Raw genomic sequence first — 19,840 nt, 5'->3', positions numbered from 1 at the left:
CCAACGCCGATCTGAGACATGCGCATCCTCTTCGCTGCAGCGGAATGCGCCCCGATGATCAAGGTTGGAGGGATGGGCGATGTTGTTGGCTCTTTGCCGCCAGCATTGGCCAAGCTCGGCCACGACGTGCGCCTGATCATGCCGGGCTACGCCAAGCTCTGGAGCCGCCTCAACGTGCCGGCAGAGCCGATCTGGCGGGCCCAGACGATGGGTACCGAGTTCGCTGTCTACGAAACGAAGCATCCCACCAATGGGATGACGATTTACCTCGTGGGTCACCCGGTGTTTGATCCGGAGCGCATCTACGGCGGTGAAGACGAGGACTGGCGCTTCACCTTCTTTGCCAGTGCTGCTGCCGAGTTCTCTTGGAACGTCTGGAAGCCTCAGGTGCTGCATTGCCACGATTGGCACACCGGAATGATTCCGGTCTGGATGCATCAAGACCCTGACATCAGCACGGTGTTCACCATCCACAACCTCAAGTACCAGGGCCCATGGCGCTGGAAGCTCGACCGGATGACCTGGTGCCCCTGGTACATGCAGGGGGATCACACCATGGCCGCAGCGCTGCTGTATGCCGACAGGGTCAATGCGGTGTCGCCCACTTACGCCCAGGAGATCCGCACGGCGGAATACGGCGAAAAACTGGAGGGTCTGCTCAACTTCGTCTCGGGCAAGCTGCGCGGCATCCTCAACGGCATTGATCTGGATGCCTGGGATCCAGCCACCGATCGATCCCTTCCGGCGAACTTCAGCTCCGAAGATCTCTCCGGCAAGGCCGTTTGCAAGCAGGTGCTCCAGGAGCGGATGGGCCTGGAGGTACGGGAGGACGCCTTCGTTCTGGGTATGGTCAGCCGCCTTGTCGACCAGAAGGGAGTCGATCTGCTGCTGCAGGTTGCTGATCGCCTCTTGGCTTACACCGATACCCAGATCGTTGTGCTGGGAACTGGAGACCGTGGCCTGGAATCCGGACTCTGGCAACTCGCATCGCGTCACCCGGGCAAGTGCGCCGTCTTCCTCACCTACGACGATGACCTGTCGCGGTTGATCTACGGCGGCAGCGATGCCTTCCTGATGCCGAGCCGGTTTGAGCCCTGTGGCATCAGCCAGCTCTATGCCATGCGCTACGGCTCAGTGCCTGTGGTTCGCAAGGTTGGCGGGCTCGTCGACACGGTCCCGCCCCACATCCCCGCTGCCGACAGCGGCACTGGGTTCTGCTTCGATCGCTTTGAGCCGGTCGACTTCTACACATCCCTGGTGCGGGCTTGGGAAGCCTTCCGCCACCGTGACAGCTGGGTCGAGCTGCAGAAACGCGGCATGAATCAGGACTACAGCTGGGATCGTTCCGCGGTCGATTACGACCTCATGTACAAGGACGTTTGCGGCATCAAGGAACCCACGCCGGATGCTGCCCTGGTGGAACAGTTCTCCCAAGGTCAGGCTGCTGATCCCTCCCGTTCCGAGGGGCAGACTGAAGAGGCCAGGGTTCCTGCTGAGGCGACCTCCGCCAGTCCCTCCGCCAGTCGGAATCCCCTGAACCGTCTCTTCGGTCGTCGATCCAGTTGAGTTTGAGCGAGCCCGCCCGATCCGACTCCCCCACTGAGGCGCGATCTGAGTCTCAGAGCGTGGAGCCATCGGGCAATCTTCCGGCTCCCTACGTCAGCCCTTGGCAGGAGTTCGGCCGCAACCTGCAGGCGATGGCTGCGGATGTTCGGCTCAGGGGCCAGGAACTCTGGCGCCGCAATCGTGAAGGCGAGCTTTCGGTTCCAGGCTTCTGGCCCCGGGATCTGGCCCCCAGCTTCTGGCCGCTGTTGCTGGTGTTGGTGCTCCTGCTGCCGCTGGCTGGAGTCCGCTTCTGGCAGGACCATGCCAGCCGTGCCCCGCGTCCTGAGCTGGTCGAAGTGCAGCGGACGTCTCCCCTTGAGTTTCCCGTGCCGGAGCTGATCCCAGCACCACAGCCCATTGCGGAGGAGCCTTCACCCATGCCGGAGGCTGTGAATGCTGAGCCACCCTTGGAGGCATCGGGGCTGGACGAGCCCCTCCAACCCCAACTCAGTTTCGATCCTCTCTTCTCTCTGTTTCAGGACACGGCCGTCCCCGAAGGATTGCTCCGTTCAGCCAAGCCCGTTCCGGAGCAGGACCGCTTGCTGTTGGAGTTGTCTGTTGACGTTTGGGAGCAGTTGCCGCTCGATCAGCGCCAGGCCCTCGCCTCCAGTTGGCTTCAGGCGGCGTTCGAGCTGGATTACGCCAGTCTTCAGTTGGTCGATGAACAGGGCGATCTGTTGGGGCGGTCAGCTCGGGTTGGTGGCGGCATGATCCTTTTTGACCTCGGGTTGGTGGGATGACCCTGACGCTGCGTCAGCTGACTGATGCCTGGGGAACACCCCAGGGCGGCAAATTTCAACCGGATGTCCTACTGGGACGGGTGTGTACCGACAGCCGTCAGCTTCAGGCAGGAGATTTTTTTGTCCCCTTGGTGGGCGAGCGCTTCGATGGTCATCGCTTCCTCGACCAAGTGCCTGAACACAAGGTCCAGGCTGCTGTTGTGAGCCGCAGCTGGGCTGAACCGTTGCCGCCGGACCTGCTGCATTGGCGAGTGGACGACACACTGCTGGCTTATCAACAGCTGGCCTTGCTGCATCGCCGTGCCCTGGGCCAGCCCCTGGTGGCGGTGACGGGTTCAGCCGGCAAAACCACAACCCGGGAGTTGATCCGGGCGGCATTGGCTCCGCTGGGATCGATTCAGGCCAGTGAAGGCAACAACAACAATGATGTTGGGGTTCCGCTCACCGTGTTAGGGGCTGATGTTGATCATCGTGCCCTGGTGATCGAGATGGGTATGCGGGGGCCTGGGGAGATCGAGCGCCTCTCCCGCTGCACGGAGCCTGATCTAGCGGTGATCACCAACATCGGAACAGCCCATATCGGTCGTCTCGGCAGCCGTGAGGCGATTGCAGCGGCCAAATGTGAGATCACCGCTGGGCTGCATGCCAAGGGAACCGTGGTGATTCCAGCAGGTGATCTCCTGCTGGAATCTGCGTTGGCGGCGGTCTGGTCCGGCCGGGTGTTGCGTGTGCGCCTGGCTGACGACCCCGAGGTCGGAGCCGATCTGGTAGGTGAAATCAAGGGCGACCAGTTGCTGATCGATTCAGATCGTCTCCCGCTTCATTTGGACGGGCGCCATAACGCCCGCAATCTGCTTTTGGCCGTAGCTGTTGCTGACCAATTGGGCGTGTCTCGCAAGGCGTTGCAAGGCATGCAGGTCAAGGTGCCGGGCGGACGCAACCGCCGCCTGCAGCAGGGTGGTTTGACACTTCTCGATGAGACCTACAACGCCTCACCCGAGGCGGTGTTGGCGGCTCTTGAGCTGCTGGCTGCGCAACCGGGGCGACGTTTTGCCGTGCTGGGCACGATGTTGGAGCTCGGGGATCGCAGCCTGGAGCTGCATCAAGAGGTCGCCGCCCGCGCAGTGCAGCTCGGCCTGGACGGCCTAGTGCTGGTGGATGGTGGTGCGGAGGGCAAGGCGATGGCTGAAGTGGCGTCATCCCTTCCCCACCTGAAGCTGGTGTCAAAACCGGAAGACGCCGCAGCTCCCTTGGCAGCTTGGCTGGAGTCCGGGGATGTTCTGTTGCTCAAGGCCAGCCGCGGTGTTGCCCTGGAACGGTTGATACCGCTGTTGCCATGCCTTTAAAAGGGCTGGATTAAACCTTTCGTTCCGCCCAGCCGTCTTTGGTCATCTGGCGGGCGCGACCAATCGCCAGGGCCCCATCGGCCACATCCTTGGTGATCGTTGATCCTGCGCCGATGGTGGCGCGTTCGCCGACGTTAATTGGGGCAACCAGCACGGAATTGGCGCCGGTTTTGCTGTTGCTGCCGATCACGGTGCGGTGCTTGTTCACCCCGTCGTAGTTGGCAGTGATTGTTCCAGCCCCAACGTTGACGTTCTCCCCGAGTTGGGCGTCGCCGATGTAGCTGAGGTGGTTCACCTTGGTGCCAGCCCCCAGCTGGCTTTTCTTCACCTCGACAAAGTTGCCGATGCGGCAGCCATCACCGACGTCTGCGGCCGGCCGGAGGTGAGCAAAAGGACCGATGGCAACGTTGTTGCCCACCGTGGCCTCACGCACCACGGAGTGCACCACACTGACGTTGGCCCCCACAGATGCGTCCTCGATCAGGCTGCCGGGGCCGATTCGGGAGTTGTCGCCAATCACGCAGCGGCCACGAAAATGGGTTTGCGGTTCGATCACCACATCACGGCCGAAGCTGCAGCCTTCACTCAAGGTGCAACTGTCGGGATCAATGAAGGTGACCCCTTCATCCATCCAGTGGTGGCGCAATCTCTGCTGCAACAGGGCTTCGCACTGGGCGAGTTGCCGCCGGTTGTTGATGCCGTTCACCTCATCGGCATCGGCCACCTCAAGGTGCATGGCCTTGGGCAGCATCGCCACCGTGTCGGTGAGGTAAAGCTCTCCCTGATCGTTGTCGGTGCTGAGCTTCGGCAGCACGTTGGCCAGGGCCGTCCAGTTGAAGCAGTAGATCCCGGCGTTGGTGAGGTTGTTGCTTCGTTGCTCGTCCGTGCAATCGCGATGCTCAATGATGCTGCTCACCTGGCCGTCGGCTTCGGCGAAAACACGCCCGTAACCGGTGGGATCCTCGAGCCGTGCTGTCAGCAGGGTGACATCGGCACCGCTGGCCCGGTGCTGTTGCACCAATGCTTCAACCGTTTCACTTCTCAGCAGCGGCACATCACCGTTGAGCACGAGTAGTTCGCCTTCAAAGCCCTGCAGCGACGGGATCAGCTGTTGCACCGCATGGCCCGTGCCGTTCTGGGGCTGCTGCAGCACAAATTCCAGGCCTCCGAGCGGAGCCAGCTGCTGCTCCACCCGTTCGGCTTGATGGCCCACGATTAGCAGCCGCCGTTCCGGTTGCAGGTTGCCGGCACTGGCGAGCACCCGTTCCACCAGGGTGGCTCCCGCCAGCGGTTGGAGCACTTTCGGAAGTGCGCTCTTCATGCGGGTGCCTTTTCCAGCGGCCAGAACGGCTACGGCGAGCATGCGGAGCGAGGGGAGGACGGGCGGAATCTACCGGGCTCAGGACGGACTGTCCCTGCGCCAGCGCCTTTGCCAGGCATTGGTGGCTTCGTGGCCGCAATGCTCCTGTTCAAGGCGGCGTCGCTCAAGGATGACTTCAGCCGTGGCGTTGCCCACGGGATCGCGAAACGGCACGGCTGCACGCGTCTGCAGGTGTTCCCATTCCATCGCCGAGAGGAGGCGCCAACCGGGCCCGGCCTGCGGACAGTTGGAGTCCGGCGGCGTGGCCAGGGTGCCGCTGCTCCACCCCACCCGTTCGCCCGGGGCTGGCAACAGTGAAAACAGGCTCAAGCCCGCTCGTTTCAGACTGGCCCGCACCGCAGCGGAACGGCTGTAGGTCAGCAACCGTCCCTGCGGCGCCAAGCGATGCGCCAGGGCTCCCAGGAATTCCTCGCTCCACAGTTCTGGGCAGCGCTGGGGCGAGAAGGCATCCAACAGAATCAGATCAAAGCGAACGGGCTCAGGAATCTGCTGGAGCATCGATCGGGCGTCTCCCCAGAGCTGGATCCCTTGGCTGTTGGGCTCTTGCCAGTTGTTGTGCTCTTGCCAGCCGCCGTTGTCGCGGATGGCTTCAAGCTTCGCCAGCACAGGGTCTGACCAGAGGGATTGGAAGCTCGCCTGCTCCAAGGCTTGTTCCAAGGGGCGGCGGTCCAGCTCAAGCCCCCACCACTGCAGCTTCGGCCCAGCCGTCGGCAAGGCCTCCAGCACAGCGGCCGTGTTGTAACCGAGCCCCAGGCATACATCCAGGATCCTTAATTGAGATCCGCTGCTGAAGCGCTGCAGCTCCGCGGGTTGGACGAACTTGGCCCGGGCCTCATTCAGGGCCCCCGCCGAGTTGTGAAAGGCCTCCCCGAAGTGATCGCTGTGCAGGCTGAAGCTGCCATCCGCTGTCGGGTAGAAGCGGAGCGCGCCGAGCTCAGCAGCGGAGCCGTTCAAGTTCGTCCCAGAACGAGGGGTACGACACGGCTGCGGCTTCGCTTCTCGCCAGGCTGGAGTTGCCGTCGGCGAGAATCGCTGCGATACCAAGGCTCATCGCCACCCGGTGATCGGTCTCGCTGTCGAGCACGGCTCCCTTGAGCGGCTGACCGCCACGGATGGTCATGCCGTCTTGATGTTCATCAATGTCGGCCCCCATGGCCTTGAGCTGACGGGCCATCACCGCCAGCCGATCGGTTTCCTTCACCCGCAGTTCAGACGCTCCACTGATCCGACTTTCGCCCTCGCAGAAACAGGCGGCAACGCTGAGGATCGGCACTTCATCCACGAGGCGGGGCATAATCTCCTCGCCGAAGTGGAAGGGTTTCAAGGGGCCGTGGGTCACCCGGAGATCGCCTACGGGTTCACCCGCCACATCGCGGGGGTTGAGCATCTCGATTCGGGCACCCATCTGTTCCAACACCTCCAGAATCCCGGTGCGTGTGGGGTTCAGCCCCACGTTCTCGATGGTGAGATCGGCGCCTGGAATTAGGGCTCCAGCCACAAGCCAGAAGGCCGCTGAGCTGATGTCTCCAGGGACCACCACGTTCTGGCCATGCAGGGTGGCGCCGGGACGCACGCTGATGTGCCGTCCCATTTCCCCTCCCACGCTGATATCGGCGCCGAAGGCCTTGAGCATCCGTTCGCTGTGATCGCGGGACTGGGCCGGTTCGATCACAGTGGTCGGGCTCTCGGCCGTGAGTGCAGCCAGCAGCAGGGCTGATTTCACCTGAGCACTGGCCACCGGCGTGCCGATCACCGTTCCTTTCAGCCGGCGCCCTTGCACTGCCAGCGGTGCCAGGTTGCCCCCATCACGGCCACGCACATCCGCACCCATCGATGCCAATGGTTGGCCAACCCGACGCATCGGGCGGCGGCGCAGGGACGCATCGCCATCCAGCACGAAATGGCGACCGTCGCGGCCCGCCAGCAGGCCGAGCATCAATCGCATCGTGGTGCCGGAGTTGCCGCAGTCGAGCACTTCTGCTGGCTCCTGTAATCCATCCAGGCCCACGCCCTCAACGGTGACGATGCCGCCGTCGGTGATCGGGCTGATGCTGACGCCCATGGCCCGCAGACAGGCGGCCGTGCTCAATGGGTCTTCAGCCGGGAGCAGGCCGTCAATCGTTGTCGTGCCCTCCGCTATGGCGCCAAACAGCAGCGATCGGTGTGAGATCGATTTATCGCCCGGGACCTTCACCCGTCCCTGGAGGCTGCCTCCGGCCTTGAGCTCACGGGGGTCGTCGGATTGGCCTGTGCCGCTCAAGGTTGCAACGTCGTTGGGCTGATCCTATTGGCCGGTCTTCAGGCCCTGAATCAGGCGGTCGAGGGCATAGCCGAACAGGCTGGGGTCGGGGTCGTCGTTGCCGAGATCTTCCAGCCCCAGCTCGGCCCAGCGGTCGCTGACCCGTTGTTCCAGATCCGCCGGACGGCTGAGGGGTTCACCCCATTCGTGATTTTTTTCCGGTCCCACCTTGGTGGTGGCATCGATGGCCAGTCGTCCCCCAAGGCCCAACTGCTCGCTGGCGAAGTCCAGGGTGTCGAAGGGGGTGTTCTCCAGGGTGAACAGGTCGCGCTGGGGATCCACCTGGGCCGCGATGGCCCAGACCACCTGGCGCGGATCGCGCACGTTGATGTGACTGTCCACCACCACCACGAATTTGGTGTAAGTGAATTGCGGCAAGGCACTCCAGAAGGCCATGGCAGCACGCTTCGCCTGCCCCGGATAGGCCTTGTCAATCGAAATCACCGCCAGCTTGTAGCTGAGGGCTTCCATCGGCAGGAAGAAATCGGTGATCTCCGGAATCTGCTGCCGCAGGATCGGTGTGTAGATCCGGTTCAGAGCGATGGCAAGCATCGCTTCTTCCTTGGGAGGACGGCCGCTGAAGGTGGTGAGAAACACCGGATCCCGCCGTTGGGTCATGCAGTGGAACCGCACCAGAGGTGAGTCCTCCACACCGCCGTAGAAGCCCATGTGATCTCCGAAGGGGCCATCCGGCAGCACTTCCCCTGGGGTGATCGTTCCTTCCAGCACCACTTCGCTGTGGCTGGGCACCTGCAGGTCGATGGTTTTGCAGGGGGCCAGACGCACCCCTTCTCCGGCATAGATGCCTGCGAACAGCCATTCGCTGAGCTGCACCGGGATCGGTGTGGCGGCGGCCATCACCAGCAGCGGGTGCACGCCGATGGCCACCGCCACCTCCAGCTTCTTTCCCATGGCGGCGGCCTTGCGCAGGTGGCGGGCGCCGCCGCGCACGCTCAACCAGTGGACGGTCATCGTGTTCACCGACTGCTTTTGAAGCCGGTAGACGCCCACGTTGGGGACGCCGGTTTCTGGGTCTTTGGTGATCACCAGCCCAAGAGTGATCACGCCTCCGGCATCACCGGGCCAAGGCCGAATCAATGGGATGTTGTCGAGATCGACCTCATTGCCGCGGAACACCTGCTGCCGGCAGGGGGGTGTGAGGTCTCGGTCGGGCTTGGCTTTGACCAGGTCCCAGAAGACGCGGGCGAATTGTTTGGTTTCCTCCAGCCCCTTGGGTGGTCTGGGTTGCTGAAGCAGGGCCAGACGTGATCCCAGCTCCTCCAGCTGCTCGGCCCGTTCGAGGCCCATGCTCCACACCACCCGTTCCACAGTGCCGAGGGTGTTGACGGCCACCGGCATGGACGAGCCGATCACGTTCTCGAACAGCAGGGCAGGCCCTCCCTGACTCAGCACCCGGTCGGCAATGGCCGCCAGCTCGAGGTCGGGGTCCACCGGCGCCGTGATCCGTCGCAGCTGGCCGCGCTCCTCGAGGAGCTTGAGGAAGCCCCGCAGATCTCGTGTGGCCGGACCGGATTGGAACAGGGCCATGGGATGACGGTCTCGGCGCAAGCGGTCTCGGTACTGTGTCGCACGCCGGTGTACAGCGTGGCCATGCAGATCTCCTACTTCCATGTGCCGGCAGAGATGCCGCAGGACCTACGCCCCGATGCGGCGGTGGTGATTGATGTGCTGCGGGCCACCACCACCATTGCCTGGGCGTTGCACAACGGTGCTGAGGCGGTGCAGGCCTTCGCCAGCCTCGACGATCTGCGCAGTGCGGCAGCGGCGTGGCCTGCCGATGCGCGTCTGCTGCTGGGCGAGCGCGGTGGCCAGATGCTCGAGGGCTTTGACCTGGGCAACTCACCTGTTGCCGTGAATCCGGAGCGGGTGGCTGGCAAGCGTCTGTTTATGAGCACCACCAATGGCACCCGTGCTCTTGATCGTGTGCGCGAAGTTCCCCTGCTGTTGACGGCGGCGTTGCCGAACCGCGATGCCGTGGCTCAGCGTTTGCTGGCGAAACAACCCAGCCATGTGGCGATTGTTGGCAGCGGATGGGAGGGGGCCTATTCCCTGGAGGATTCACTGGCCGCTGGAGCCTTGGGCCATCGGTTGCTGGAGCTGGATCCCACCGGGAGCAGCGCCGCCAATGACGAACTCACTGCAGCCGTTTCCCTCTGGCGTCAGTGGCAATCCGATCCAGAGGCGTGTCTTCGCAAGGCGACCCATGGGCAGCGGTTGATTCGCCTGGGCGATCACGACGCGGATTTCCGCTGCTGTGCTGGCCTCGACCAGCTCAGTGTCGTTCCGACACAGGTCGAGCCCGGGGTGCTTCGGGCGGCCTGACCCTCATTAAAATCACTTCATCTGATCAGTGCATGTGAGCGACTTCCTGGCGGCGGCTGTCCAGCTGACGAGCGGTCAGGACCCGGAGCTCAACTTCAATGCGGCTGAAGAGCAGATCGATCTGGCTGCCCGCCGGGGGGCAGAACTGATTGGTCTGCCCGAAAATTTCGCCTTTATGGGTGAGGACTCCCGGCGCCTTGAGCTGGCCCCCGACCTGGCTGAGCAGAGCAGCCGCTTCCTGGTGACTATGGCGCGTCGTTACCAGGTGGCGCTGCTTGGTGGTGGCTTTCCTGTGCCGGTGGGTGATGGATCGCGAACCCTCAACCGCGCTGAGCTCGTCGACCGTGACGGCATGCTCCTGGGCCGTTACGACAAGATTCATCTCTTTGATGTCGACCTGCCGGACGGCAACACTTATCGCGAGTCAGCGACAGTGAACCCAGGCAGGGATTTGCCTCCGGTCGTTGAGATTCCTGGTCTCTGCAAGGTGGGGCTGTCCATTTGCTACGACGTGCGGTTTCCTGAGCTCTATCGCCATCTCGTCGGTGCCGGCGCAGACCTGTTGATGATTCCTGCGGCATTCACAGCCTTCACCGGCAAAGACCACTGGCAGGTGCTTCTGCAGGCCAGGGCCATTGAGAACACGGCCTACGTGCTGGCTCCGGCGCAGACAGGTGTCCATCACGGTCGGCGTCAGAGCCATGGACACGCCCTGGTGATTGATCCCTGGGGAACAGTCCTCGCTGATGCGGGTGTGCAGGCAGGAGCAGCCATTGCTCCGGTGAACACCAATCACCTCGGTCATGTTCGGGGTCAGATGCCGAGCCTTCGGCACCGCCAACCCGCTCTGTTCTGAGCGCCATGGCTCCGGCGTCGTCCCGACGGCTGGCCTGGCTTCTGGCCGCGGCCCTGCAGTGCACAGCTTTCACCCAGGCGTTGCCTGCCCGAGCCGCCAGTGCCTTGGCCGCCTGGGCCTTCACCGAGGCGGGAGTTCTCAAGCTGCGCACGAGCCGGAACGCTCGATTGGAGGCGTTTTTTCAGGCCGCCAGCGATGGTCGCGGCACCAGGGTCTGGATTGATATTCCTGGTGAGCTGAGATTCCCGCGGCGCTTGGCCGGACGCGGTGCCGTCCGTGAGATCCGGCTGGGTAAGCCCCGCGCGGGTGCCACCCGTCTGGTGGTGGAATTCCGCCCTGATGTGGATCTCAATCCCAACGATCTGCGCCTGCGTGGAACCGCGCCGGATCGCTGGGAACTTGTGTTCACCGGCCTGCCCACCCGCGGCTTGGATGATTTCGGCGAAGGCGATCTGACCGGTCGTGCCACGGCCTGGCTCCCACCGGGTGGATTCCGTCCCACCCGCACGCCGGTCGACCCTTCCGGGCTGCCCACGGTGGCCCGCAACCGCTACCGCATCGTGATTGACCCCGGTCATGGCGGTCCAGATCCGGGGGCTATCGGCATTGGTGGTCTGCGCGAGACCGACGTGGTTTTGGATGTGTCGCTGCAAGTGGCCGACCTGCTGAGGGCGAGGGGCGTGGATGTGCGCTTGACCCGCACGCGTGAAGTGGATGTGGACTTGCCGCCGCGGGTGTCCCTGGCGAATCGCAGCGGGGCCACTGCTTTCGTGAGCATCCATGCCAATGCCCTGAGCATGAATCGTCCGGATGTGAACGGGATCGAGACTTTCTTCTTTTCAGACCCCCGTTCTGGACGCCTGGCTTCCTATCTGCAGCAGCAGATGATGAACGTGTCATCCGGAACACCGAATCGCGGCGTTAGACGCGGTCGCTTCTTCGTGATCCGGCGCAGCACCATGCCTTCGGCCCTGGTGGAGATGGGATTTGTTACTGGGGCGATTGACGCGCCGCGACTGGCCAATGCCGACCATCGCCGCCGGTTGGCCTTGGCCCTGGCGGCCGGCATTCTCAACTACCTCAAGCAGGAGGTGCGATGACGCAGCAACTGCTGGGGTTCTTCGACAGCGGACTTGGTGGCTTGACGGTTCTGCGCCGGGTGCTCGAACGCCATGGGTCTGTCCCTTGCGTTTACCTCGGCGATACGGCCCGGGTTCCATACGGCAATCGTCAACCGGATGACATCCGGCGCATCGCCGCTGAAGTGGTGGGTTGGTTGCGCGGCCAACAGGTGTCCACGGTGGTGATGGCCTGCAACACCACCAATGCCTTGGCAAGGGATGTGGCCGAGGGGCAGGCCGGGGTGCCGGTCATCGGACTGATCGGCGCCGCCGCGGCAATGGTTGAAACGCGCCGTGTTGGTGTGTTGGCCACACCAGCCACCGTGGCCTCCTCGGCCTACCGGGCCAGCATCGAAGCACTTCATCCAGGGTCGGTGGTGATTGAGCAGGCCTGTCCTGCTTTTGTTCCCCTGATCGAAGCCGGCGAGATGAACAGCGAAGACTTGCGCCGTGCAGCCCAGGCCTATCTCGAACCCTTGCTGGCGGCTTCAGTTGACTCGATCGTGCTGGGTTGCACCCATTACCCGCTGGTGGTGCCCCTGTTGCGTCAGCTGCTGCCGGAATCGGTCCAGATCATTGACCCGGCAATCGGTGTGGCTCGTCAACTGGATGCCGTTTTGGGGCCACCGACGCGGATTTCGCCGACTCCAAGGCCGTTTTCCTTGGAGAGCTGCCGCTTCTGCGTCACCGCTGACCCCGATGGCTTCGCGATGCGCGCCACCCCCTGGCTGGGCCAGCGGCCTGCCGTCAGCCTTCAGCTGCTGCAGGACTGAGCGTGGGGCCACTAGGATCGCGGCGCCGAGGGGAGTCATGAGCACCGTTACCGAGCTACTCCAACCGGTAGAGACAGACCTTGAAACCTTGCTCGGAGACCTGCGCAGCCTGATTGGCGCAGGTCACCCCATCCTCCAGGCTGCTGCGGAACATCTGTTCAGCGCCGGCGGCAAGCGTTTGCGCCCGGGCATCGTTTTGCTCCTGTCGCGCGCCCTTTCGGAGAAGGGAGATCTTTCGCCGCGCCATCGCCGATTGGCTGAGATCACGGAAATGATCCATACCGCCTCGCTCGTTCACGACGATGTGGTGGATGAGGCTTCGACCCGGCGTGGTGTGGACACGGTTCACAGCCGTTTTGATGCCCGCGTTGCGGTTCTTGCCGGCGACTTCCTTTTCGCACAGGCCAGCTGGCACCTCGCCAACCTCGATGACCTCGATGTGGTGAAGCTCCTCAGCCGCGTGATCATGGATCTCGCGGATGGGGAGGTGAAGCAGGGCCTTTACCGCTTCGACACAGCCCAAACTTTTGAGACCTACCTCGAAAAGAGCTACTGCAAGACGGCATCACTGATTGCCAACAGTTGCCGAGCCGCGGGTGTTCTCACCGGTTGCTCGCCGTCTCAGCTCGACAGCCTCTATCAATTCGGCCGCCAGTTGGGCCTGGCCTTCCAGGTGGTGGACGACATCCTCGATTTCACTGGCAACGATCAGCAGCTCGGCAAGCCTGCAGCCAGTGATCTCGCCAGTGGCTATCTCACTGCACCCACGTTCTATGCCCTCGAGGAGCATCCATCGCTGCAGCCGTTGATTGATCGCCAGTTCTCTGAGCCCGGTGACCTAGACAAGGCGCTGGAGATGGTTCGGGCTTCCAAGGCGATTGAACGCACCCGTGAGCTGGCAGAAACCTTTGCCCGCGAATCCCGTGAATCGATCGCCTGGCTGCCGGAGTCCGCGGCGCAACGCGCCTTGATGGAACTGCCGGACTTTGTCCTCAGCCGTCTGTACTGAGCTGGAACTTCAAGACAACAGGCTCAACACAACAGCCAGGCTGTTGATTCCGCAGGGGTTCGCGTCGATGTCGGGTTGGTCTGAGCCCTTGGGGCTCACCAGCCAGACCTGACAACCGGCGGCATGGGCTGATTGGCTGCCGGCCTGAGAATCCTCCAGGGCCCAGCAGTCTTTGGGGTGAACCCCCAGGCGCTCTGCGGCAAGCCGAAAGGGCGCGGGGTCGGGTTTGCCCGCGTCAAGGTCGGGATCGTCGCCGTAAACCCGTTCATGGATCTGCTCGAGCCAGGGATGGGGGGCTGCTTTGAATTCAACGGCGTCGCGGCTGCTGCTGGTGACCAGTGCCATGGGGATGCCCCGGTTGTGGCAATGCGCCACCAGCTCCTGCGCTGCGGGCATCGGGGCAGCATCCGGGAGCAGGGCACGAACAATCGGTTGCTGCACCGCCAACAAGGCATCTGAGCCCACCGGTTCGGCCAGCCATGCATTCACCTGGGCCGCACAGTCGAGCCGGCGACGGCCTTTCAGCTGCATCAACTGGACCTCGCTCAGCTGGGTGCCGAAGTGGGCTGCGGCTTCCCACCAGCCCCGGCCATGCAGCGGCTCGGTGTCGAGCAGAAGCCCATCCAGATCGAACAGGCAAGCGGCAGGTGGCAGTTTCATCCCGGAACGGCGATGCCCAGCTCAATCCTTTCGCATCGACTGCATCATCGTCCGACGGATTGATACGGGAGCTGGATCAACCGGTGTCCTGCTCCTTACCCTTCGAGGAGATGCACTGCGCAGTCTGCTGTGACCGACGCCAACACCACCATCGAAAGCGTGCTGCAGGAGCAGCGGGTGTTCGAGCCGCCAGCAGACACTTCCGCCAAAGCTCGCATCGGCAGCCTCGAGGCCTACCGGGCCATGGCCGATGCCGCCAACAATGATCCTGATGCGTTCTGGGGTGAAGCCGCCCGCCGAGAACTGCATTGGTTCGAGCCCTTCCATACCGTGCTCGATTGGTCGAATCCTCCTTTTGCGCGCTGGTTTGAGGGCGGCACGACGAACCTCTCCTACAACTGCCTGGACCGTCATCTCGATGGGCCAACGGCGCAGAAAACGGCGTTGATCTGGGAAGGAGAGCCGGGGGATGTGCGCCGGTTCACCTACCAGGAACTGCATGCCGAGGTCTGCAAAGCCGCCAATGGCCTCAAGGCCATGGGCATCGGCAAGGGTGACCTTGTGGCGCTTTACATGCCGATGGTGCCTGAGGCGGCGATCGCAATGCTCGCTTGCGCGCGCATTGGTGCTCCCCATTCGGTGGTGTTCGGTGGCTTTTCCGCAGAAGCCCTGAGGGATCGTCTCAATGACGGCGAAGTGAAAGCGGTGATCACCGCTGATGGCGGCTTCCGCAAGGACAAGCCGGTGTCACTCAAACCCGCGGTGGATGCGGCGCTGGCCAATGGCGCCTGCCCCTCGGTGACCGGTGTGCTTGTGGTGCAGCGCACCAAGCAGGACGTGGAGATGGTTGCCGGTCGTGATCAGTGGTGGCATGACCTGGTGGAGGGTCAGAGTGCCGACTGCCCCGCTGAGCCGATGGCCAGCGAGGACCGCCTTTTCGTTCTCTACACCTCCGGCTCCACCGGCAAACCCAAGGGCGTGGTACACACCACCGCCGGTTACAACCTCTGGGCCCATCTCACCTTCCAGTGGATCTTCGACATTCGGGATGAGGATGTCTTCTGGTGTACAGCGGATGTGGGTTGGATCACCGGCCACAGCTACATCGTCTACGGCCCCTTATCGAACGGCGCAACGACGGTGATGTACGAGGGTGCACCGCGGCCGTCCAAGCCCGGTGCCTTCTGGGAGTTGATTCAGAAGCACGGCATAACGATCTTCTATACGGCTCCTACCGCTATTCGGGCGTTCATGAAGAGCGGCCGGTCTGTTCCGGATCAGTTCGATATGAGCAGCCTCCGCCTGCTTGGCACCGTTGGCGAACCGATCAATCCGGAGGCCTGGATGTGGTATCGAGACGTGATTGGAGGCAACCGCTGCCCAATCGTCGACACCTGGTGGCAGACCGAAACCGGTGGAGTGATGATCAGCCCCCTGCCGGGTGCAACGCCCACCAAGCCCGGCTCCGCCACACTGCCCCTGCCTGGCATCCAGGCCGACATCATCGATGCGGAAGGAAACAGCTGTGGTGCCGATGAAGGCGGGTACCTGGCGGTGCGTGCCCCTTGGCCCGGAATGATGCGCACCGTGCATGGCAACCCCCAACGCTTCCGCGAAAGCTATTGGGAGCACATCCGGCCTGCCGATGGTTCCTACCTCTATTTTGCGGGGGATGGTGCCCGGCGGGATGCTGATGGCTACTTCTGGGTCATGGGTCGCGTCGATGACGTGATCAATGTCTCGGGCCACCGTCTCGGCACGATGGAGATCGAATCAGCTTTGGTCAGTCACCCCGCGGTGGCGGAGGCGGCCGTCGTGGGTCGTCCTGACGATCTCAAGGGCGAAGGCATCGTTGCCTTCGTCACCCTGGAGGCGGGCCGCGAGGGCGATGACGCCCTGGTGAAGGAGTTGCGGATCCACGTCGGAAAGGAGATCGGTCCGATCGCCCGGCCGGATGAGATCCGTTGCAGTGATGCCCTGCCCAAGACCCGCAGCGGCAAGATCATGCGCCGGATCCTGCGGGCTTTGGCGGCGGGTCAAGAGGTGAGTGGCGACACCAGCACCCTGGAGGACCGTTCCGTTCTGGATCGCCTCAGGGCCTGATCGCCTCGCCGATGGTTCGGCTCAGCTGACGGATGACCGCCACCCGCTTGGGGTCATCCGCCCAGTCTCCGAGAAAGCTGCGCCGCAGCCCTGCACTTGCCGGCGTGAGGTGATCGCCGGGCAGTTCCAGAGTTGAGCTGGCGTCGGAGGCACGTTCTCGCAGGGCCTGGATCAGATCACCGCTTTGATCCAGCTCATCGCGCCCGAATCGCACCACCAGATTTCGCTCCTGTTGGTAGTGGCGGCTGATCAAGCGAAGTGTTTCGGCTGGACTGGGGCTGAACTCGGTTTCCACCCCGAGCCGGGGTGCCAGTTCGCCTAGCAGGGGAATCGAACGGTCGGCGTTGAAGTTGTTGAAGCTCAGGGCCACCAGGGCCCTGCTGCTGCGACCCCCATCGGGGGCCAGCAGGTGAAGCTTGCATCCCAGGCTGTGGCCAAGCCGCAGAGGAGCTGAAAGGGCCCCGCAGCGCTCCTCAAGTTGGCGACGCGCTGAGCGGAAGGCACTCCAGGCATCACGGGCCTGGCGTTGATGATCGAACCCAGGCACATAGGCCCAGGCATGCACGGCCAACCCGTCCGCCGCTAGGTCTTCCAGCAGCCTGCGATAGCTGATCTGGGGTGTTGCCGCCAGATAGCTGCCGCCGATGAATTCGATCAATCCCGTGGGTTCGGCCGGCCGCAGCTGCCAGATCGCACCCAGCTGACGCCAGTTGGCCATGTTCAACCGCGCAGCTGATTCAGCACCTGCTGTGCTTCACGCACGTGGGCCGGACCATCCAAGAGGTTGCTGAAGGTGTGACGGATCACTCCCTCCCCGTCAACGATGTAGGTGACGCGACCGGGCAGCAGACCAAGGGCTTTGGGTACACCCATCTCGCGGCGCAGGGCGTTATTGCGGTCGCACAGCAGAGGAAACGAGAGGTTGTGGCGGGTGGCGAAACGGCGGTGGCTTACGGCGTCATCACCGCTGATGCCCCAAACCTCTGCATCGAGAGCCGCAAAGCTCTCAGCGTTGTCGCGGAAGCTGCAGGCTTCAGCCGTGCACCCGGGCGTGTCGTCCTTGGGATAGAAGAACAGCACGAGCCAGCGGCCCTGCACCGAGGCGGGAGTGCGAAGGTCACCGTTTTGATCCTCCAGGCTGAAGGAGGGGAGCCGGTCGCCGATCCCGAGGGCCATTCGATCGAAATGAAGAGGTTGAACCCTAGGCAGTAGGCACCTTGCCCGGGGCGGGAGAATCAGGAGTGGGAGGAGTCACTGCGCCATGCCTGAACAGCTCGATTTACTTGCTGGGTTTTCAAGACCTCAGGCGGAGATCCAAACAGCCCCAACGTCATTGCCTTCTCCGCCAGCCGTTGAACCTGAGGCCAAGGCTGATCAGCCAGAGGACGTGCCAGAGGCCACCCCGACCACTCTGCTGATCATCGACACCGAAACCTCGGGTTTGGATCCGCAGCAGGACCAGTGCCTTGAGGTGGGCTGCATTTTGTTTGATGTGCCGAGTCGTTCGGTGCTGGCCCAGCAATCGTTTCTCCTGCCGGTGGACTCCAACGCGGCAGAGGCGATCAACCGGATCCCCGCCGCTGTCACCCGCCGACCCCAGCCCTGGAAGGAGGCGTTGGTGTGGTTCGAACATCTGCTGGATGCTGCCGATCTGCTGGTGGCCCATAACGCGGCCTTTGATCGCCAGTGGTTCGGTCTTGGTGTTGTGCCGGCTACCACAACACCCTGGCTTTGCACCATGGACGACATCCGCTGGCCGGCGGAGCGTCAACTGCGTTCGCGGCCGTCGGTGCGGGACCTGGCCTTGGCCTACAGCGTCCCAGTCTGGGCGGCCCACCGCGCCCTCAGCGATTGCATTTACATCGCTGAGGTGTTCGCACGTTGTGACGACCTTGAGCAGCTGTTGGAGCGGGGCCTGGAACCGCGCCAGTTGATGCGTGCCCGGGTGTCATTCGAAGAACGCCATCTGGCCAAAGCAGCGGGTTTTCGTTGGAACGATCCGATCAAGGGGGCTTGGACCCGTCGTTTGAGCGATCGCGAGGTGGCGGAACTTGATTTTCCTGTCGCCCCCGTTGAGCTTGAGGCCGATCGCCTCAGCGCCTGAGACTGCGCATTTGCTTCAGCACTCCGAAGCGTCTGGGTGATTTTGCAGAGAGCGCCGCTGAAAGCAGCACGCTGAAGTCATGACGGCTTTTCTGCATCCCTATCAACGGCCGATTCGCTCCCGCTTACGCCAGTGGCAGCAGGTGCGCACCTGGGCACGGTTGATTCGTGAAGCCGAAGCGCTCTGGCATGTGGACGTGCGCGCTCTGCGACGTATGGGGGCTGATGAACTCAGCCAGTTGATTGGGGAGGTTCCAGCTCACCACCGCAAACGGGTGAACCGCTGGTTGCGGTGTTACTCGGTGGCAACGAGGCTCACTGTTGTGCCAACTTCCTGCCTGAGCCTGGATCCACGACGCGGGAAGATGGAGTAATTCACACAGACGGTTTTGGTACATCGTTCCCTGGTTGTTTCAAGCCTGAGCGTCCTCGCTGTTGGCCTTGCTGCCTGTGGTGGAAGTCCCAGTGTGTCCAGCCTCAATGCGGCGGGAGCCTCCTTCCCCGCCAAGGTGTACCAGAGCTGGTTCGCCGATCTGGCCGGCTCCGGCGGAATCAAGGTGAACTACCAGGCAGTGGGTTCCGGTTCCGGCCGCAAAGCCTTCATTGATGGCACTGTGGATTTCGCCGCTTCGGACGACCCGATCAAGGAGGCTGACCGCAAGCAGGTGAGCCGAGGGTTGGTCCAGATCCCCATGGTGGGGGGAACCATTGCCTTCGGATACAACAAGCCTGGGTGCGAGCTTCAGCTCACCCAGCAGCAGGCTGTGGGGGTGGCCACTGGCCGCATCAGTGATTGGAAAGAGCTTGGTTGTGACGCGGGCACGATCACCTGGGTGCATCGCTCGGATGGATCCGGCACCACCAAGGCCTTCACCAATTCGCTGCAGACCTTTTCACCGGATTGGACCCTCGGCAGCGGAAAATCGGTCAAATGGCCGGTGGGTGTTGGTGCCAAGGGCAATTCCGGGGTGGCCGGGGTGATCGATAACCGGGTTGGCGCAATCGGCTACGTGAATCAGTCGTACATCAAAGGGAATGTGCAGGCTGCTGCGGTGCAGAACAAATCCGGTGAATTCCTCAAACCCTCCGTGGAAGCTGGTGCCAAAGCTCTGAACGGCATTGAGCTTGATCAGGATCTGGCTGGCAGCAACCCCAACCCGTCGGCCGCTGGTGCCTACCCCATCGCAACGCTCACCTGGGTGTTGGCCTATGCCGAGGGCAATGGCACCAAAGCTGAAGCCGTTCGAGATGTCTTCAACTACATGCTGGAGGATTCCACCCAGGAGGGTGCTGCGGCCCTGGGCTTTGTGCCTCTCCGGGGCAGCATCCTCGAAAAATCCCGCAGTGCCGTGGCAGGCATTCAGCCCTGAATGCGAACCCTTGATTTGGTGAACGTCATGCCCCGGTTTGGATGGCCAAACCGGGGTTTTTTGATGTTTTTACGTGCCGTTTGGCCGTCTTTAACCCTTGTTAATGCTCCATTAACGACATCCCGCTCGAT

At 62.9% G+C, this 19,840-nt stretch carries 19 protein-coding genes; 12 read left to right on the top strand and 7 right to left on the bottom strand.

What is annotated here, in order from left to right; genetic code table 11:
• The first annotated feature begins 18 nt into the window (after positions 1 to 18).
• The 3 genes from glgA to murF are packed head-to-tail and all read left to right on the top strand — an operon-like array spanning position 19 to position 3,691.
• Positions 19 to 1,566 (top strand): glycogen synthase GlgA, encoded by a 1,548-nt coding sequence (gene glgA, locus FZZ90_RS01820; RefSeq protein ID WP_226424073.1) that lies wholly within the window; start codon positions 19 to 21, stop codon positions 1,564 to 1,566.
• A gap of 2 nt (positions 1,567 to 1,568) precedes the next feature.
• Complete coding sequence (locus FZZ90_RS01815) at positions 1,569 to 2,345, top strand: hypothetical protein (protein ID WP_226424072.1); 777 nt, start codon at positions 1,569 to 1,571, stop codon at positions 2,343 to 2,345.
• Positions 2,342 to 3,691: a UDP-N-acetylmuramoyl-tripeptide--D-alanyl-D-alanine ligase gene (gene murF / locus FZZ90_RS01810; protein ID WP_226424071.1), complete on the top strand. Its 1,350-nt coding sequence runs from the start codon at positions 2,342 to 2,344 to the stop codon at positions 3,689 to 3,691. The genes FZZ90_RS01815 and murF overlap by 4 nt, the downstream gene beginning before the upstream one ends.
• 10 nt (positions 3,692 to 3,701) lie before the next feature.
• Here murF and glmU read toward each other — a convergent pair whose 3' ends face one another.
• The 4 genes from glmU to FZZ90_RS01790 are packed head-to-tail and all read right to left on the bottom strand — an operon-like array spanning position 3,702 to position 8,919.
• Positions 3,702 to 5,054 (bottom strand): bifunctional UDP-N-acetylglucosamine diphosphorylase/glucosamine-1-phosphate N-acetyltransferase GlmU, encoded by a 1,353-nt coding sequence (glmU, locus tag FZZ90_RS01805; protein WP_226424070.1) that lies wholly within the window; start codon positions 5,052 to 5,054, stop codon positions 3,702 to 3,704.
• Between the two features lie 36 nt (positions 5,055 to 5,090).
• Positions 5,091 to 6,026, bottom strand: coding sequence for a tRNA (5-methylaminomethyl-2-thiouridine)(34)-methyltransferase MnmD (locus FZZ90_RS01800; RefSeq protein ID WP_226424069.1), 936 nt, complete (start codon positions 6,024 to 6,026; stop codon positions 5,091 to 5,093).
• Complete coding sequence (aroA, locus tag FZZ90_RS01795; RefSeq protein ID WP_226424068.1) at positions 6,007 to 7,332, bottom strand: 3-phosphoshikimate 1-carboxyvinyltransferase; 1,326 nt, start codon at positions 7,330 to 7,332, stop codon at positions 6,007 to 6,009. Before aroA ends, FZZ90_RS01800 begins: the two co-directional genes overlap by 20 nt.
• A 24-nt stretch (positions 7,333 to 7,356) precedes the next feature.
• On the bottom strand, positions 7,357 to 8,919 hold the full coding sequence (locus tag FZZ90_RS01790) for a UbiD family decarboxylase (protein ID WP_226424067.1): 1,563 nt from the start codon (positions 8,917 to 8,919) through the stop codon (positions 7,357 to 7,359).
• A 63-nt stretch (positions 8,920 to 8,982) separates the two neighbouring features.
• Between FZZ90_RS01790 and FZZ90_RS01785 the strand changes: the two genes are divergently transcribed.
• From FZZ90_RS01785 to sds, 5 genes are read left to right on the top strand one after another with little or no spacing between them, the layout of a single operon-like run.
• The gene (locus FZZ90_RS01785; RefSeq protein ID WP_226424432.1) at positions 8,983 to 9,714 is read left to right on the top strand and encodes a 2-phosphosulfolactate phosphatase family protein; all 732 of its coding nucleotides are present in this window, start codon (positions 8,983 to 8,985) and stop codon (positions 9,712 to 9,714) included.
• Positions 9,715 to 9,748: 34 nt separating this feature from the next.
• Positions 9,749 to 10,570, top strand: a complete 822-nt coding sequence (locus FZZ90_RS01780; protein ID WP_226424066.1) for a carbon-nitrogen hydrolase family protein — start codon at positions 9,749 to 9,751, stop codon at positions 10,568 to 10,570.
• A 5-nt stretch (positions 10,571 to 10,575) separates the two neighbouring features.
• A complete protein-coding gene (locus FZZ90_RS01775) occupies positions 10,576 to 11,670 on the top strand; it encodes an N-acetylmuramoyl-L-alanine amidase (RefSeq protein ID WP_226424065.1) in 1,095 nt (364 codons plus the stop codon).
• Positions 11,667 to 12,464 carry a glutamate racemase gene (gene murI / locus FZZ90_RS01770; protein WP_226424064.1) on the top strand — a complete coding sequence of 266 codons (798 nt, stop codon included), beginning with the start codon at positions 11,667 to 11,669 and terminating at the stop codon, positions 12,462 to 12,464. Before FZZ90_RS01775 ends, murI begins: the two co-directional genes overlap by 4 nt.
• 37 nt (positions 12,465 to 12,501) lie before the next feature.
• The gene (sds, locus tag FZZ90_RS01765; RefSeq protein WP_226424063.1) at positions 12,502 to 13,473 is read left to right on the top strand and encodes a solanesyl diphosphate synthase; all 972 of its coding nucleotides are present in this window, start codon (positions 12,502 to 12,504) and stop codon (positions 13,471 to 13,473) included.
• Positions 13,474 to 13,482: 9 nt separating this feature from the next.
• Here the strand turns inward: sds and FZZ90_RS01760 are convergent, their stop codons facing one another.
• Complete coding sequence (locus FZZ90_RS01760; RefSeq protein ID WP_226424062.1) at positions 13,483 to 14,133, bottom strand: HAD family phosphatase; 651 nt, start codon at positions 14,131 to 14,133, stop codon at positions 13,483 to 13,485.
• A gap of 129 nt (positions 14,134 to 14,262) precedes the next feature.
• On the opposite strand from FZZ90_RS01760, the gene acs reads away from it, so the two are divergent.
• The gene (gene acs, locus FZZ90_RS01755; protein ID WP_226424061.1) at positions 14,263 to 16,236 is read left to right on the top strand and encodes an acetate--CoA ligase; all 1,974 of its coding nucleotides are present in this window, start codon (positions 14,263 to 14,265) and stop codon (positions 16,234 to 16,236) included.
• On the opposite strand, the gene FZZ90_RS01750 is transcribed toward acs, so the two are convergent.
• Together FZZ90_RS01750 and FZZ90_RS01745 are read right to left on the bottom strand one after the other, a co-directional pair.
• Positions 16,226 to 16,954: a DUF1350 family protein gene (locus FZZ90_RS01750; protein WP_226424060.1), complete on the bottom strand. Its 729-nt coding sequence runs from the start codon at positions 16,952 to 16,954 to the stop codon at positions 16,226 to 16,228. The genes acs and FZZ90_RS01750 overlap by 11 nt on opposite strands.
• A 2-nt stretch (positions 16,955 to 16,956) precedes the next feature.
• Positions 16,957 to 17,412 (bottom strand): peroxiredoxin, encoded by a 456-nt coding sequence (locus FZZ90_RS01745; protein ID WP_226424059.1) that lies wholly within the window; start codon positions 17,410 to 17,412, stop codon positions 16,957 to 16,959.
• Between the two features lie 85 nt (positions 17,413 to 17,497).
• On the opposite strand from FZZ90_RS01745, the gene FZZ90_RS01740 reads away from it, so the two are divergent.
• From FZZ90_RS01740 to pstS, 3 genes are all read left to right on the top strand, one after another.
• Positions 17,498 to 18,340, top strand: coding sequence for a 3'-5' exonuclease (locus FZZ90_RS01740; RefSeq protein ID WP_226424058.1), 843 nt, complete (start codon positions 17,498 to 17,500; stop codon positions 18,338 to 18,340).
• 79 nt (positions 18,341 to 18,419) lie between these two features.
• Positions 18,420 to 18,713, top strand: a complete 294-nt coding sequence (locus FZZ90_RS01735; protein ID WP_226424057.1) for a hypothetical protein — start codon at positions 18,420 to 18,422, stop codon at positions 18,711 to 18,713.
• A gap of 15 nt (positions 18,714 to 18,728) precedes the next feature.
• Positions 18,729 to 19,709, top strand: coding sequence for a phosphate ABC transporter substrate-binding protein PstS (gene pstS, locus FZZ90_RS01730; RefSeq protein ID WP_226424056.1), 981 nt, complete (start codon positions 18,729 to 18,731; stop codon positions 19,707 to 19,709).
• The last annotated feature ends 131 nt before the right edge of the window (positions 19,710 to 19,840 follow it).

Origin of the sequence: Synechococcus sp. MU1617 (genome assembly GCF_020514235.1) — a bacterium.
In the GTDB taxonomy this organism is placed as follows: Bacteria; Cyanobacteriota; Cyanobacteriia; order PCC-6307; family Cyanobiaceae; genus Parasynechococcus.
The sequence above is the reverse complement of the archived record's forward strand: the minus strand, read 5'-3'. Positions and strand labels throughout refer to the sequence as shown.

What these genes read in the sequence shown, in the direction of transcription:
- glgA (WP_226424073.1), top strand. Translation starts at nt 19, where the DNA reads ATGCGCATCCTCTTCGCTGCAGCGGAATGCGCCCCGATGATCAAGGTT.
- murF (WP_226424071.1), top strand. Translation starts at nt 2,342, where the DNA reads ATGACCCTGACGCTGCGTCAGCTGACTGATGCCTGGGGAACACCCCAG.
- glmU (WP_226424070.1), bottom strand. Translation starts at nt 5,054, where the DNA reads ATGCTCGCCGTAGCCGTTCTGGCCGCTGGAAAAGGCACCCGCATGAAG.
- FZZ90_RS01790 (WP_226424067.1), bottom strand. Translation starts at nt 8,919, where the DNA reads ATGGCCCTGTTCCAATCCGGTCCGGCCACACGAGATCTGCGGGGCTTC.
- FZZ90_RS01785 (WP_226424432.1), top strand. Translation starts at nt 8,983, where the DNA reads ATGCAGATCTCCTACTTCCATGTGCCGGCAGAGATGCCGCAGGACCTA.
- FZZ90_RS01775 (WP_226424065.1), top strand. Translation starts at nt 10,576, where the DNA reads ATGGCTCCGGCGTCGTCCCGACGGCTGGCCTGGCTTCTGGCCGCGGCC.
- murI (WP_226424064.1), top strand. Translation starts at nt 11,667, where the DNA reads ATGACGCAGCAACTGCTGGGGTTCTTCGACAGCGGACTTGGTGGCTTG.
- sds (WP_226424063.1), top strand. Translation starts at nt 12,502, where the DNA reads ATGAGCACCGTTACCGAGCTACTCCAACCGGTAGAGACAGACCTTGAA.
- FZZ90_RS01760 (WP_226424062.1), bottom strand. Translation starts at nt 14,133, where the DNA reads ATGAAACTGCCACCTGCCGCTTGCCTGTTCGATCTGGATGGGCTTCTG.
- FZZ90_RS01750 (WP_226424060.1), bottom strand. Translation starts at nt 16,954, where the DNA reads ATGGCCAACTGGCGTCAGCTGGGTGCGATCTGGCAGCTGCGGCCGGCC.
- FZZ90_RS01745 (WP_226424059.1), bottom strand. Translation starts at nt 17,412, where the DNA reads ATGGCCCTCGGGATCGGCGACCGGCTCCCCTCCTTCAGCCTGGAGGAT.
- FZZ90_RS01740 (WP_226424058.1), top strand. Translation starts at nt 17,498, where the DNA reads ATGCCTGAACAGCTCGATTTACTTGCTGGGTTTTCAAGACCTCAGGCG.
- FZZ90_RS01735 (WP_226424057.1), top strand. Translation starts at nt 18,420, where the DNA reads ATGACGGCTTTTCTGCATCCCTATCAACGGCCGATTCGCTCCCGCTTA.